We start from the raw sequence: 15,209 nt of genomic DNA, 5'->3' as shown, positions 1-15,209 counted from the left end.
GATTCGAGAATATATTATCCTTCGTCCCGGGGAGCAAGCAGCGCACGCACCGCCGCCTGAACGGTGTCGCGGAGCCCTGCGATCGTTTCCACGTCCCGGATCCGGTCGAGGTTGCCCGCCAGCACCGGCGCGGCGGGACGGATGCCCAGGTTCTCCATGAACATTCCGACCACGCGTGTTACGCAGACGAACGGCTCGGCCCCCCGCCGTCCCGCGACGGCGACGAGCAGGCCCCGGGCATGCACCTCCCTCTCCAGCACCTTCTCCCGGGCGTGAAGCCACTGGCAGCGGTCGATCACCGCTTTGAGGCCCGACGGGACGGTGCCGGTGTAGACCGGCGTGCAGACCACGAGGACGGAAGCGGATTCAAGTGCCCGGATGATCGGGGGCATATCGTCGTCGACCGGGCAGTAGCCGTAGTTGTAGCAGGTGTAGCAGCCGATACACGCCCGGATATCCATCTCCTGGAGGAAGAAGACCCGGGAGGAGAGGCCGGCCCGGGCGGCTTCTTCGTCGCACCACGACGCGATCCGGGCGGAGTTCCCGAACCGGCGCGGGCTCCCCTGCAGGATGACGACGTCGGGTGTGCCGCTGCCCGGGAGCGGGCGGGTGAAGACCCGCGGCCGGGCGTAGCGCTCCGGCCGGGACGCCACGTCGTGCGCGAGCCGGGAAAAGACGATCTCGGCCGCCTGTCGGGCGTCGATGAGGGAGCCGGGTGGGACTTCGTATGAGTTGACGGCATAGGTGTAGACCGTCTCGGCGCCGCGGGAGGCCTCGACGGTGTAGCGGATCATCCCCGGATAGATCTCTCCCAGGTCGTCGAGCGCGAGCCTGATGGTGAACGTCCCTTCAGGTGTCTCGATCGATCGAACCTTTTCTGCCGTGTTCTCACTCATCGCGCGTCACCTGGTATAGCGGCCTCCTTCAACATTTCGGGCAAGCGTGGGGATAGGCCTTTGGTATGTGTATTGGCTCCAGTAGACACAGTCCCGCACAATGGATAATGCGTGATCTGGGTTGTAAACTCCGATCGCGCCACACTTTCCGGGGAAGTGGCGGCGAAATGGCCCTCTCCCTCAGGCCTCAACTCCCCTGTATCAAGCGTGGTTGATCAGTCTGCGTAGCGAATCGCTCCTCATTCGGGTTCGATGATTGCCTGCAAACATATATATTCACAAGCATGTATTCGGGGTAAAATATATGTGTGGCCGAATTTTTGGAAACACGAACCAAATGGGGTTATAATCATGAAACAACCGGAAATCATCGTTGGGATCGTTTTTGCCCTCGCTCTGGCTGTAGGCGTTGTTTACGCCACTGGGGGGTTTGATGAATGGGTATTGGACAATACAACGGGAATGGATTCTGTTATAGTGAAAGACACAGTTGTCTCTCAGACTATTGATAATACGACGAACCCGGCCGGAAATGTGACCAATGCGAGCGGAATGCCCACCCTTGGAGAGGAAAATGAGCGAGAGCCCGGGATTGTCAACGAGATCAAGGTATTGATCTCAAACGTGGTAAACGCATACAGTTCTGGCGGTTCAGCGACCTCTCGATCGTCCTCTTCAAGCGGGAGCAAATCGTCCTCTTCAAGTCGCAGCAAGAGTAGCAGTTCTTCAGCCATACCCACGGTCACCCCCTCACCAACGGCAACAACCTGTCCAATCACCGACCCAACCTGTGAACCCACGGCAAACGTGACCGTTACCCCTACATGCACGGAGACGGTAACCACGGCCCCAGCCTCGAAACCAACCACCAACCACCCAACGACGACGGCAACCCCTTCTCCCACGGCCACCACGACGGCTACACCGGACCCTACCCTTACCCCCGAACCTACCCCTGAGATCATCCATTTGACCGGGACGGGAACGGCGGGCGTTCATCGGGATTATTACATCATCTTCGACCATTCCGCCGAAACGAGTGATATCATCGTTGAATCAATGTTTCCGCCGGAAATCTCAGGAGAACAATCGTTATCTACAATAACTAGCATTTACCACTTTGCTACGGTGGAATTGAGGCATATTTACCGCTATTTCGTCGAACCGAATGCAGGCGAGAACGGAGTTGGGACTGGCGGTTGGAATCTTGGAAATCGGCAAGGGATTGCGAAATTCGGGTATGAATATTATTATTACCCGATTGTAAACACAGCGATTCTCATTTACTCCGATGATGTCCCGTTTTATGTGGTAAGCACGGCAGATTTTACCGCAACTGGTCTTGGTGGATATGGATATGATCCGTATTCGGGAGAATCGCATTATATCCCGTGTGAATTCTATCGTCTCGATTACGAGGAGACGATTCCTAAAACGGACCCGTATGAACCGAGGTATTACAATTTACCGCACAAGGCACCCTCTAATGAGTTCCATCCCGAATATTATACACCCAATCCCTACCTCCCGGCCACACCGGAGCCCGACCCGACTTATCTGTCCGAATCACCGCAAGAACCCGGGCCAACACCACCACCGCAGGAACCCGAGTTCACGCCCGATCCGGTTGATGATCCCGGGATGGACGGCGTTACTCCACCACCACAAACACCCGTTGATGAGCCGGTTGATGAACCAACACCCGTTGATGAACCAGAGGATGAATTAGAGGATGAGCCCGTTGATGAATTGGAGGATGAACCCATTGATGAGCCGGAGGATGAATCACCCGAGGAAGAGGATATCCCGCCAACCTTGGCGAGCGATCCTTCAATTGGCGAGAATCTACCCGTAGAGAACGAAACATGAACCGGAGAGTTTATCAGCTCTCCAACTCTCTATTTTTCCCGTAGTCCCGTAGTGTAGCGGTCAATCATGCTAGATTTTGGATCCGAGCATTGAGAACCGGAACCTCCCCGCACCGCCCCCGCAGATTACATGGGAACGATGGTATCGTTGGTCCTTGAAGGTTTATCTCCGGGTTTGGGAGGTGCTCAAATCGACGATACACAGGTGGTCCCGGGATGGCCTGGTTTCTCGATTAAGGCCGTGAACGACCTTGAATTATCATCATGCTACTGTATTATTAAGGAATCTGATCCACATGATATGGTAATTCATGAAGGCGGTTCTGGGTCTTGAAGACGGAACATTTGTTGTAGGGAATGGTTTTGGCGTTGAGGGGGCATGTTCCGGAGAACTCGTCTTTTCCACACAGATGACCGGGTACATGGAGGCATTGACGGACCCCAGTTATGCCGGGCAGATCCTGATGTTTACGTACCCCCTCATCGGGAATTATGGGGTGGACCACCAGAATTTTGAGAGTCCGCTGGTTCACGCGCAAGGATGCGTCGTGCGCGAGATCGCACGCGTGCCAACAACGCAGCCATCGGTTGCAGACTATTTTGAAGAGAACGGTCTTTTCGGGATATCGGGCGTCGATACCCGCAGCCTGACGATAAAGACCCGGACGGTCGGCACACTCAGGGCATCCCTCATCGTCGGCAGCGATGACGGGGACGAGGCGGTCCGGCGCGCCCGGGCAGCATCTCCGATCGGTGAATTAGACCTGATCGGGAGCATCTCGTGCCCCGGGCCCTACCGGATCAGCGGTCCCGGGAAGCGGATCGCCGTCATCGATCTCGGGGTGAAGCGGCATATCCTCGAAAGCCTCAGTTCCCGTGGCGCCGACATCCACGTCTTTCCGCATACCGCCGCACCGGACGAGGTGATGGCGGCAAAACCAGACGCGCTCTTCGTCAGCAACGGCCCCGGCGACCCGAAGAGGGCGACAGACGCCATCCGGTGCGTCAGGGACCTCGCGGGCGAGGTGCCGGTCATCGGGATCTGCATGGGCATCCAGGTGGCCGCACTCGCGCTCGGTGCCGAGACCTACAAGATGAAGTTCGGCCACCGGGGAACCAACCAGCCGGTCCGCTACCGGGACGGGAGCATCTACATCACCACGCAGAACCACGGCTTTGCCGTGGACGAAGGGACCCTGCCGGAGGGGTGCGTGGTCTCCTACCGGAACGTGAACGACGGCACGGTCGAGGGGTTCGAGAACCCCGACCTGAAGATAACCTGCGTCCAGTTCCACCCGGAGGCGCACGGTGGGCCCCGGGATACAGAGATGCACTTCTTTGACCGCATATACAAGGAGATCCCATAATGCCGAAGAATTCTCGGATCAAGAAAGTCCTCATCATCGGTTCAGGCCCCATCCAGATCGGGCAGGCGGCTGAGTTCGACTTCTCCGGGTCGCAGGCCTGCCGGGCGCTCCGGGAAGAGGGCGTCGAGGTCGTCCTCGTCAACTCAAACCCCGCAACGATCCAGACCGACCCCGATACCGCGGACGTCATCTACATCGAGCCCCTGAAGGCCGATATCATAGCAAGGATCATCAAGAAGGAGAAGCCGGACGGGATCCTGAGCGGCATGGGCGGCCAGACCGGCCTGAACATGACGGCGGAACTCGCGGAGATGGGTGCGCTCGAGGGCGTGGAGATCCTCGGAACGCCGCTCGAGGCGATCTACCGGGGAGAGGACCGGGAGCAGTTCCGGGACCTGATGAATGAGATCGGCGAACCTGTCCCCCGGAGCATGATTCTCGGGAACATGAACCAGATCGACGAGGCGATCCGCGAAGTCGGTCTTCCTGCGATCATCAGGCCGGCATACACCCTGGGCGGCTCGGGCGGCGGCGTGGCGCACACGCCTGAGGAGATGCGGCGGATCATCGAGCTTGGTCTCGCCCGCTCCCGTATCCACCAGGTGCTCGTGGAAGAGAGCGTCGCCGGGTGGAAGGAGATCGAGTTCGAGGTGATGCGGGATGCCTCCGATACCTGCATCATCGTCTGCGGCATGGAGAACGTCGACCCGATGGGTGTCCACACCGGCGAGAGCGTCGTCGTTGCGCCCATCCTCACCCTGCGGGACGATGAGTTCCAGACCCTCCGGACCGCCGCGATACGGATCATCCGGGCGCTCGACGTCCAGGGGGGGTGCAACGTCCAGTTCGCCTTCAAGGACGGCGACTACCGGATCATCGAGGTGAACCCCCGGGTCTCGCGATCGTCCGCACTCGCGTCCAAGGCGACCGGCTACCCGATCGCCCGGGTGGCGGCGAAGATTGCGATCGGCCTCCGTCTCGACGAGATCATGAACCCGGTCACCGGTGTCACCCCGGCATCCTTCGAGCCTGCCATCGACTACGTGGTGGTGAAGGTGCCCCGGTGGCCGTTTGACAAGTTCAAGTCCGCAGACCGGACGCTCACCACGGCGATGAAGAGCACCGGCGAGGTGATGGCGATCGGGCGAACAGTCGAGGAGGCGTTCAAGAAGGCGCTCCGGTCGCTCGATAACGACATGCAGCGGCACACGAGTCCGAGCGAGATCCGGATGATCCTGACGTCCCCGACGGACGAGCGGTTCGGGTGCCTCTTTGACGCCTTCCGGGAGGGGTTCACGGTCGATGAGGTTGCGAGCCTCACCGCCATCACGCCGTTCTTCCTGGAGAAGATCAAGAACGTCGTGGACATGGAGCGCAAACTCCAGACCGCCTGCGAGCCCGGGGATATCAGGGCCGCGAAGCGCTGGGGCTTCTCGGACGAGGACCTCCTGGCGCTGACGGGAAAGACCACCGACGAGATTGCGGCCCTTACGGGAGCCCCGACCTACAAGATGGTGGATACCTGCGCCGCCGAGTTCCCGGCCACAACGCCCTACTTCTACTCCACGTGGGAGGACGGGTGCGAACTGACCCGGGACGGCGCGAAGAAGGTGTTGATCCTCGGCTCCGGCCCGATACGGATCGGTCAGGGGATCGAGTTCGACTACTGCACCGTCCACGCGGTGATGGCGCTCCGCGAGGAAGAGGGGGTCGAGGTCCATATCATCAACAACAACCCCGAAACCGTCTCGACCGATGCCGACACCTCCGACCGGCTCTTCTTTGAGCCGATGCAGCTCGAGGACGTCATGAACATCCTCAAGAAGGATGACTACTACGGCGTCATGGTCCAGTTCGGCGGCCAGAACTCTGTGAATCTGGCCATGCCGCTGGAAGCGGAGATCAAGCGCCTCGGCCTTGCGACGAAGATCCTCGGCACGTCACCCGACGCCATGGATATGGCGGAGGACCGCGACCGGTTCAGCCGGCTTCTCTCCCGGCTCGAGATCCCGAGCCCGGCGAACTCCTCCGCCTACTCAGAAGATGAGGCGAGAACGATGGCCCGGGCGATCGGCTACCCGGTCCTGGTCCGGCCGTCCTACGTCCTCGGCGGGCGGGCGATGGAACTCGTCCATGACGAGACGGAACTCGAGAGTTACATCAAAGAGGCCGTCCGGGTGAGTAAGAAGCACCCGGTGCTGATCGACTCGTTCCTCCAGAGCGCTGTCGAGATCGATGTCGACGCGGTCTGCGACGGGACCGACGTTCTGATCGGCGGCATCATGGAGCATATCGAGTGGGCCGGTGTCCACTCCGGCGACTCGGCCTGCGTCATCCCATCGCAGTCCCTCTCCCCCTCGGTGATCGCACGGGTGCGCGACTACACGAAGAAGATCGCCCTCGGCCTCGGGGTCGTCGGGCTGATCAACATCCAGTATGCCGTCCGAAACGATGTCGTTTACGTGCTCGAGGCGAACCCGCGGGCGAGCCGGACCGTGCCGTTCGTCGCGAAGGCGACGGGCATCGCGCTTGCGAAGCTCGCGGCGAAGGTGATGGTCGGCAGGAAGCTCGCCGATCTGGGCGTCACCGAGCCCGAGATCGAGCACGTCGCGGTCAAAGAGGTGCTCCTGCCCTTCAACAAACTCCCCGGCGTGGACACCGTCCTCGGGCCGGAGATGAAGAGCACCGGCGAGGTGATGGGGATCGACTACGACTTCGGCCGTGCCTACTACAAGGCATCCACCGCCGCAGACAACACTCTGCCGACGACCGGAAACGTCTTCATATCGGTGACGAACGAGCAGAAAGAGGAAATCCTGCCGATTGCGCGGAAACTCCGGGAACTCGGCCTTTCGCTCTACGGCACGAGCGGGACGGTCGAATACCTCACCCAGAACGGCGTCGAGGCAAACCTGGTGCGGAAGGTCCAGGAAGGTTCCCCGAACGTCATCGATGCCATGCGGTCCGGGAGCATCCGGCTGATCATCAACACCCCGGCGGATAAAGCGTCCCGGCAGGACCACATCCAGATCATGCGGGCCGCCGTCGATTACTGCATACCCTACATCACCACGCTCCAGGCGGCCCGGGCAGCCGCAATGGCGATCGACGCCATCAAGCGCGAGGAGATCACCCTCGAGCCGCTTGGGCATTACCACGGGCTGGCTTAACGCGCCTCTCGTGTACTTTTTTTTAATCGAACTTCCCGGCTTCGCGTGCGATTACATGATTCCCGGCGTTATTACTGCTGATTCTATTGCTATCCCATCTTGCGAGACCTTTTGCCGTTTAAGAAATGTGTATCATCTGCGTTGTTCGTGACCTCATGTAGGGAAGCACGGGGGAGACTATGAAGAAGAACCATGCACGGCTTCCCACCGGCTATCGCCATGACTGCCCCCGCCCCTGGTGTGGGGTGCGACGGGCCGTAGGGCCGGAGCATGAGCACCGCAGGTGCGTCTGAGGAGCGCGAAGCGCGGGCGGGGTGGGGGCTACAGATGTTCAGAATGGGTAGAGACAGGGGAGGGGGCGTGCCCCCTCCCACCTGACGGTGGTCGAGCTCCGGGCGTTCCGCCCATCGCACTCCCCGTCGGCCCCACTTCGCACCTTCGGTGCTCGAACTCCTGCCGTTCCGGCAGTCGTTCCCCCAATGGCGATAGCCACCACGGTCCACTGCACGGGGAGATGCTGGAAACGAACAGGGTTCCGGCTCGCTACCGGGATACAGCTTCCTATCAGCATCGCCATGGCTGCCCCGCTCCTCAGGAAGGGGAGGGGGCCGAAGGTCAGGCGGAGTGAGTACCACCAGATAGCAAGCCGCCAGGATACGCAAAGCTGTTAGACCAGGCTGAAAAAAAGAGTGGGTTATGCGTTCCCGAGCCAGAAAACGACCCTGTCGCGGTTGGCGTCGATCCACTTCTGCGCGGCTTCCTCTTCGGGCATGCCGCCTGCGATATCGGTCATGACCGAAGCGATATCCTCACCGGTCCACTCGAATCGCTCAAGGATTCCATAGGCCTCCGGGTCGTCGGTCGCGAGGCCCTGCCGTGCGAGGGTCACGATATCCTCGGCCCCGCCGTAGACCCCCTTCGGGTCGTCGAGGAACTTGAGGTCGTAGCGGCCGAACTTCCAGTGCGGCGACCACCCGGTCACGGCAACCCACTTCTCATCGCTGATCGAGGAGCCGAGTTCCGCCGCCATGCCGGCGCTGCTGCTGGTGACAAGGTTGTAGTTGAGGCTGTATTCATCGATAGCCTGCTCGGTCCGGGCCACGACGCCCGCACCGGGTTCGATGCCGACGATCCTGCCGCCGAATTGATCAGCGACACCGTTCATCTCCTCGATCGAGTCGATGGTCACGTAGGTGGGGACGACGAGTCCGATACGTGCCGCTCCGGGAATGTTCGGTTTGACGTAATCGATCTGATTGCCATACTGCTCCCAGTAACTCTCATGCGTGTGCGGGAGCCATCCGGTCGTCGTAGCGTCGACGTCTCCGCGGGCAAGCGCCTGGAAGAGCGGTCCTGCGTCGACGGAGATCAGGTCAACGTCGTATCCGGCTTCTTCAAAGACCAGTTTCATCACGTTGCTGCTCGCGATAGCACAGTCCCAGGTGACGTAGCCGATGCTGACCTCTTTTTCGGGCTCGGTCGCTTCCGTGCCGGTGCAGCCGGCGGAGAAGAGGCAGAGCATCAGGACGATACCTGCCAGTACGAGTGTGCTTCTCATCTTATGAACCATATAATCACCTTATCGTTTTTGCCGCTTATGGGCGGCTAAATGGCGTTCAGAACCCGGTTGTGTGGGGTTCCGGGTTCTCACGAACCGTTCGGGACGGCAAAGGTGCCGGTGACCCGAACATAGAGCAGAGGTGGCGGTATGCGCCACTCCTGGCGTGTTTGCACCCCAGGGCAAAAAGGCCAGATATGACCGCTTCAACATATGGGCCCAACCTTATTTAGGTTTTTCGAGTCCTGATTGAAGAACTGAACCCTTTTGAAACCCGGATTGAACGGACGTATGACGACAAAACCCTCTTTACTCTACTGTCTGTCCGGTCTCTCTTCGACCGATACGACCGTGCATGCCGGAGGATGGGCCGGCCACTCGTTCCCCTCAAAAATAGTATTGAGATGGGTCACCGGGTCTCATACTGCGGCACAAGGTTCTGGGTGATCCGGTCGAGGATGATCGCGATGATCACGATGGCAAGCCCTGCCTCGAAGCCCATGCCGATATCCACCCGCTGGATGCCCACGAGCACCTGGTACCCGAGCCCCCCTGCTCCGATCATCGATGCGATGACGGTCATCGAGAGGGCGAGCATGATGCACTGGTTCACCCCTGCCATGATGGTGGGGAGCGCGACCGGAAGTTGCACTTTGAAGAGTTTCTGGCGGGGCGTGGAGCCGAAGGCGTCCGCGACCTCGATCAACTCGGCCGGCACCTGCCGGATCCCAAGGTTCGTGAGGCGGAGCGCCGGCGGCATCGCAAAGACGACCGTCGCGATGATGCCCGGCACGTTTCCGAGACCGAAGAAGATCACGGCGGGGATGAGGTAGACGAACGAGGGCATCGTCTGCATGAGGTCGAGGACCGGCCGGAGCGCGGCGTTGAGTGCGTCGCTGCCTGCAGCCGCGATCCCGACCGGGATCGATATCGCGAGTGCGACTATCGTCGAGACGAGGACGAGTGCCAGGGTGAGCATCGCGAGATTCCAGAGCTGGAGGTTCCAGATAAGCAGCAGCCCGATCGCCGTGAGCACCGCCAGCTTGATATCACGCCGGGTGACGAGCCAGACCAGGACGGTCGCGATGAGGATCAGGACCGGTACCGGTATGGCGAGCAGGAGATCCTGCAACCCGCTGATGAGGAACCCGAGCCCTTCGCTGATGCCGTCAAGCAGCCAGCCGAAGTAGTCATCGATCCAGTCGACGAGCACCTCGACAGCCTCTCCCACGGGGAGTTTAGGCAGATCCATTAACATCCCCTCCCTTTCGTGCCAGTGCACCGAGGATGGCGCCCCGGAATACTAATCCCTGAAGCTTGCTTTCGTCATTGACCACCGCCACAGGATAGGGACTCCCGGCGATCAGCGATATGATATCGGTGAGCGGTGTGTCGAGTGCCACGGTCGGGATCTCGGTGGTGATGATCTCCTCAAGTCCCCTGCCCGCTCGTACAGCCTCAAGAGTATCATCGAGCGTAACAAGGCCCTTGAGGCGGCGCTCGCGGTCGACCACAAATACGCTCCCGATATCGTGCTCCTCCATGAGGTGCAGGGCAACCCTCGGGCCCCCGGTGCACCGGGCGACCGGTTCGGGGTGGCGCATCACGTCGCTTGCCGAGAGAACCCTTGTCAGGTCCACATCGGCGACGAACCTCTCGACGTAGGCATTCTCCGGGTTGGTCAGGATCTCCTCCGGCGTGCCGACCTGCACGATCGCGCCGTCCTTCATCAGGGCAATACGGTCGCCGAGTTTCAGGGCCTCGTCGAGGTCGTGGGTGACGAAGATGATAGTCTTTTCCAGCCGCTGCTGGAGGTCCAGCAGTTCATCCTGCATATCCCTCCTGATGAGCGGGTCAAGAGCGCTGAAGGCCTCGTCCATCAAGAGAATATCCGGGTCGCTCGTGAGCGCCCGGGCAAGCCCGACCCGCTGTTTCATGCCGCCGGAGAGCTCGTCAGGCATGCTCGCCCCGTAGCCGCCGAGCCCCACCATCTGGAGCACCTCTTCGGCTTTCTTACGGCGCTCGTCTGTCGGAATACCCTGGATCTCAAGACCAAAGGCGACGTTGTCGAGGACCGTCCGGTGCGGAAGGAGAGCAAAGTTCTGGAAGATCATGCCCAGCTTACGCCGCCGGGTTGCTCGCAGTTCCTCCTGGCTCATCCCGACGAAATCTTCACCGTCGATCAATATTTTGCCTTCTGTAGGCTCGATAAGCCGGTTGATGCAGCGGAGAAGCGTTGATTTTCCGCTCCCGGAAAGCCCCATCAGGACGAACGTCTCGCCCCGCATAATCTCGAATGAGACGTTGTTGAGGGCCAGCGTCGCCCCGGTCTTCTTGTGGATCTCGTGCTTTGAGCGACCGGACCGGTGTAGTTCCAGCGCTTTTTCGGGATCCTGACCAAAGACTTTGGTCAGACCCTGTACGCTGACAATTGGTTGTAGTGCTGTTGAGTCTTCTCTGGGTAACTTCTCAAAAATGACGGAACCCTCCAGCTTCACGATTTCTATTTTATCTGTTTTATAATTTCTGTTTTCGGAAATCTCATGATATTGGAGGGAATTCTGGTTTTTCCAGAAATTTGCGATGCATTTTGGGATAGGGTGTTGGTGTGCCGCGAGTTCTGTGATTTATCGTCAGTTTTTCGATTATTCCTCGCATAACGTTCATTCTCCCGGATCCTGCTCTTGTGTTTCTCCACCCGGAAAGCCCGGCCGCGCCGGGGCTGCAGGTGCCCTCACAAAGGATGAGCCGGCACCCCTCCGACCCCCTGTCCCCGCCATCTTCCGGCCCCAGAAAAATACCGGTAACGGTTCCGGTTCCTCCCGGTACGGCCGCTCATACCATGTCTTTTATTGGGTGAGAGGTCATAACAATGTAGATTACTCCAGACTGTCTGTTTGACAGATACCAGGAACGCGGAGATCAGTAACCATGGAAAAGGGAAAAGTCGTCCTAGCATTTTCGGGAGGTCTCGACACCTCCATCTGTATCCCCCTCCTGCGGGAACACTACGGGTTTGACGAGATCGTCACCGTTGCCGTCGACGTGGGTCAGCCCGAAGCGGATATCGCCCGGGCAACAGAGAAGGGCCGGAAGCTTGCGGACAAACACTACACCATCGACGCCAGGGAGAAGTTTGTAGCGGACTACATCTTCCCCTCGATCAAGGCGAACGGGTCCTATGAGGGCTACCCGATGGGCACGGCGCTTGCTCGGCCGCTGATCGCCGAGGAGATCGTGAAGGTCGCAGAGAAGGAAGGCGCCTCAAAGATCGCCCACGGGTGCACCGGGAGAGGAAACGACCAGCTCCGGTTCGACTTCATCTTCAGGTCCGCCGGGTACGATATCGTTGCGCCGATGCGGGAGATGAACCTGACCCGCGAGTGGGAGATCTGCTACGCACAGGAGCACAACGTCCCGGTGACCGTGGCAAAAGACAAACCGTACAGCATCGACGAGAACTTCTGGAGCCGGAGCATCGAGGGCGGCAACCTCGAAGACCCGGCTTTCCACCCGCCGGAGGAGATCTACGCCTGGACGGTATCGCCGAAGGACGCCCCTGACGTCATGGAGGAGGTCCGGATCGAGTTCGAGCAGGGTGTCCCGGTCGCTCTCAACGGGAAGCGGCTCCCCGGCATCGCCCTGATCCAGGAACTGAACCAGATCGCGGGGCGGAACGGCGTGGGCCGCAATGACATGATCGAGGACCGGGTCCTCGGCCTGAAGGCCCGGGAGAACTACGAGCACCCGGCCGCAACCGTCCTCCTTGCCGCACACCGCGACCTCGAGCACCTCGTCCTGACCCGTTCGGAACTTGCGTTCAAGCATATCGTCGACGACAAGTGGTCCGAGCTCGCCTACATGGGGCTCGTGCATGAACCGCTCTTCTACGCGTTGAACGCCTTCATCGACAAGACCCAGGAGCGGGCGAGCGGCTTCGTGGACGTCGGCCTGTATAAGGGCAGCGTCAGGGTGCTCGGCCGGAGTTCGGACCTCGCACTGTACTCGGACGACCTGGTCTCCTTCGACTCGACGACGATCGACCAGAACCACGCCGTCGGGTTCTCGAACTACTTCGGGCTGCAGGCGCGTCTCTTCCAGAACCTCAAGAAGCGCTGAAGAGGTGCTTAGAGCACCTTCTTCCCTGCCTCTTTTCCCGGCGTGCACTCGAAGACATCGGTGATCGTGATGACGATGAGTGATTTCGCCGGATACTTGTGGTTCTTCGTCCTCACCTGGTCGCGGAACTTCTCGTAGTCGGGGCCGGACGTCTTGATCTCCGTTGAGCCTTTTATCTGGAAGCAGCGCTTGGTCTCCTGGTCGTAGAAGTAGAGAGCCACCACCGGGTTCTCTTTGAGGTTATCGAGCGTCTTTGCCATGTAGTTGTCCATGATCCAGACGGTGTCGTCGTTGACGAGCTGGATCGACGCCATCGGCGCCACGTTCGGGACGCCGTCTTTTGAGGCGGTGGCCATCGGAAAGACTTTGGTTCTGGTAAATATTTCCTTAACATCTCCTGAAAGCGCAACCATACGGTTCACCAATCCCTGGAAGCGGAACGGGCGCTCTCGGGCGCCGGAACCGTTCCGGTAACGAGTTTATCCGCGCCAAGCATATATAAGGGCTCTGTAAGGGTCGTGCAATGGCGACGGACTCCGGAGATTCGAGACGGGTGGCGGCCTCCAGAACCGGAACCCTATCCGAATCACGAGACCCCTCCCTGGGAACCGGTATATGGCCGCCCGCCCCCTCTCTGGGCTTCCCGTTCTCTCACGTGCTCTCCCGGGTTCCGGACACCGTAGTGGAGTATGGAAAAATATAAGCCGCGAGACGGGGAAAAGACTACTATGTGTGCCCGCTTTCTGGAGCGCTTTTTCAAACCTACTCCGCATATCGTCGAAAGCCCGCCTCCACCGTCACTCTCCCATGGGCCGGGCAACGGTGTTCCCGAATACCGGGTGAAGCCCTATTTTATCGTGGCGTCTGTGGAGATGGGTAATACCACGACAAAGTGTATCCTGACCGGCACGAGCCTGGAGACGGGAAGGTCGTACATCATCAACAAGACCGTGACCATGAGCCGTGACGTCCGGCCCCCGAAGCCGGGCGAGACGGTCTTCGGGGCAACCCTGGACGGCACGGAGTTGACGCGGGAGTCGGTTACGGAACTGGTGCGCGACACCCTGATCCAGTGCCACAGAGATGCTCACCTGAGCATCAAGGACGACCTGGACTTCGTCGTCAGGAGCACCGGCGTCGTCGCGGCGATGGACTCTCCTGACCAGGTCGGGGACTTCATCGTCGCTCTCGCGAACGGCTGCCTCGAAGCCGGGGTTCCTCCCCGAAAGATGACGCCGCCGATGTCGATCGAGAACCTCCCCCCGAAACTCCGGCAGTTCTCGTTTGCCGACAAGGTGGTCTTCGTCGGGGCGGTGGCCGGTGTCGTGCCCCCGGTCGGGTGTACCGGCGTCGAAATGGTGGCAAACGAGATGGAAGGGGAACTTGCGATGGCCGGCATCAAGGAAGGCGCCAAATGGACGCAGGTCGACTTCCGCAACCCCTGCATATCCATCGACTTCGGGACCACGCTTGACGGGCGGATCACGAGCGATGTCGCCCCGGATGATCCGAACCCGTTCGCCCAGACGATCGGGAACTTCTGCGGTCTTGCAGGTGCCATACCGGATGCGATCGTCCGGGGTACCGGGCTCGTGAAGGACCGGACGGGGACCGCCCTCGACCTCTTCGGCGACCACAGCATCAAGGGCGCGTTCGGGGGCAGGAAGCGTTCCGTCGTCGATGAATATGTCGACCGGTGCCACGAGCACATCGATATCCGGATCGTCCCCCCCGACCGGACGAGGTTCGGGCGGGTGCCGGTCTGTGCCGACGTTGCCGATAAGTCGGGCGTTGCCCTCATCGGGTGCGACTCGGGCGTCAACGGGAGTGAGATGCCGGCTCTCGAGGAGATCGGGCACGAGATCCACGAGAAGCACGGCATGGGCATGCTGACCGAGGTCGTCGACCGGGTCTGCGCAAAGATGGCGCTCAGGCTCATCGATGTCGCCATCGAGAGAGGACTGGTCCCGCCGAACTCATCGATCGGGTTCACCGGACGGGCGGCGATCTCGGGAAGGAAGCCCGAGTACATCGTCGAGGGTATCACCGCGCGGAACCTCTACGACGTTCCGAACGATCACCTGGTCTTCGTGGACGACGGCCTTGCCCGGGGAGCGGCACTGATGGGGCGGTGCATGAACTCGCTCGGGAAGCCGAAGGCCCCGCTTGGCGGGGTGCGGGGCGGGCCATGTATTATGTCTCGCCGGATCAAAATAGGAAAGTAGGATATG

The 15,209-nt window shown here is 60.2% G+C and carries 11 protein-coding genes; 5 read left to right on the top strand and 6 right to left on the bottom strand.

The features are described 5' to 3' along the window. Window positions 1-14 precede the first annotated feature (14 nt). Entirely contained in the window at window positions 15-896 is an 882-nt protein-coding gene (locus tag V6K60_RS05360; protein ID WP_332449486.1) for a flavodoxin family protein, read from the bottom strand. Window positions 897-1,247: 351 nt separating this feature from the next. Between V6K60_RS05360 and V6K60_RS05355 the strand changes: the two genes are divergently transcribed. The 3 genes from V6K60_RS05355 (at window position 1,248) to carB (ending at window position 7,301) form a co-directional block, all read left to right on the top strand. Then, window positions 1,248-2,765 (top strand): hypothetical protein, encoded by a 1,518-nt coding sequence (locus V6K60_RS05355; protein WP_332449485.1) that lies wholly within the window; start codon window positions 1,248-1,250, stop codon window positions 2,763-2,765. A 310-nt stretch (window positions 2,766-3,075) separates the two neighbouring features. Beyond that, window positions 3,076-4,131, top strand: coding sequence for a glutamine-hydrolyzing carbamoyl-phosphate synthase small subunit (gene carA, locus V6K60_RS05350; protein WP_332449484.1), 1,056 nt, complete (start codon window positions 3,076-3,078; stop codon window positions 4,129-4,131). Next, window positions 4,131-7,301 carry a carbamoyl-phosphate synthase large subunit gene (gene carB / locus V6K60_RS05345; protein ID WP_332449483.1) on the top strand — a complete coding sequence of 1,057 codons (3,171 nt, stop codon included), beginning with the start codon at window positions 4,131-4,133 and terminating at the stop codon, window positions 7,299-7,301. Before carA ends, carB begins: the two co-directional genes overlap by 1 nt. 331 nt (window positions 7,302-7,632) lie before the next feature. Here carB and V6K60_RS05340 read toward each other — a convergent pair whose 3' ends face one another. The 4 genes from V6K60_RS05340 to V6K60_RS05325 form a co-directional block, all read right to left on the bottom strand. Next, complete coding sequence (locus tag V6K60_RS05340) at window positions 7,633-7,878, bottom strand: hypothetical protein (protein ID WP_332449482.1); 246 nt, start codon at window positions 7,876-7,878, stop codon at window positions 7,633-7,635. Window positions 7,879-7,995: 117 nt separating this feature from the next. Beyond that, window positions 7,996-8,859, bottom strand: a complete 864-nt coding sequence (locus V6K60_RS05335) for a glycine betaine ABC transporter substrate-binding protein (RefSeq protein WP_332449481.1) — start codon at window positions 8,857-8,859, stop codon at window positions 7,996-7,998. Between the two features lie 409 nt (window positions 8,860-9,268). Next, a complete protein-coding gene (locus tag V6K60_RS05330) occupies window positions 9,269-10,111 on the bottom strand; it encodes an ABC transporter permease (protein ID WP_332449480.1) in 843 nt (280 codons plus the stop codon). Further along, window positions 10,098-11,357, bottom strand: coding sequence for a quaternary amine ABC transporter ATP-binding protein (locus V6K60_RS05325; RefSeq protein ID WP_332449479.1), 1,260 nt, complete (start codon window positions 11,355-11,357; stop codon window positions 10,098-10,100). The genes V6K60_RS05330 and V6K60_RS05325 overlap by 14 nt, the downstream gene beginning before the upstream one ends. A gap of 433 nt (window positions 11,358-11,790) precedes the next feature. On the opposite strand from V6K60_RS05325, the gene V6K60_RS05320 reads away from it, so the two are divergent. Then, window positions 11,791-12,978, top strand: coding sequence for an argininosuccinate synthase (locus tag V6K60_RS05320; RefSeq protein ID WP_332449478.1), 1,188 nt, complete (start codon window positions 11,791-11,793; stop codon window positions 12,976-12,978). A gap of 8 nt (window positions 12,979-12,986) precedes the next feature. Here the strand turns inward: V6K60_RS05320 and V6K60_RS05315 are convergent, their stop codons facing one another. Beyond that, on the bottom strand, window positions 12,987-13,391 hold the full coding sequence (locus V6K60_RS05315; RefSeq protein ID WP_332449477.1) for a pyridoxamine 5'-phosphate oxidase family protein: 405 nt from the start codon (window positions 13,389-13,391) through the stop codon (window positions 12,987-12,989). A gap of 315 nt (window positions 13,392-13,706) precedes the next feature. On the opposite strand from V6K60_RS05315, the gene V6K60_RS05310 reads away from it, so the two are divergent. Continuing rightward, complete coding sequence (locus tag V6K60_RS05310; RefSeq protein WP_332449476.1) at window positions 13,707-15,203, top strand: methanogenesis marker 14 protein; 1,497 nt, start codon at window positions 13,707-13,709, stop codon at window positions 15,201-15,203. Window positions 15,204-15,209 lie beyond the last annotated feature (6 nt).

Origin of the sequence: Methanoculleus sp. (assembly GCF_036677455.1) — an archaeon.
Taxonomy (GTDB): domain Archaea; phylum Halobacteriota; class Methanomicrobia; order Methanomicrobiales; family Methanoculleaceae; genus Methanoculleus.
Note: the sequence above shows the minus strand (reverse complement) of the source record. Positions and strands in the feature narration are given on the sequence as shown.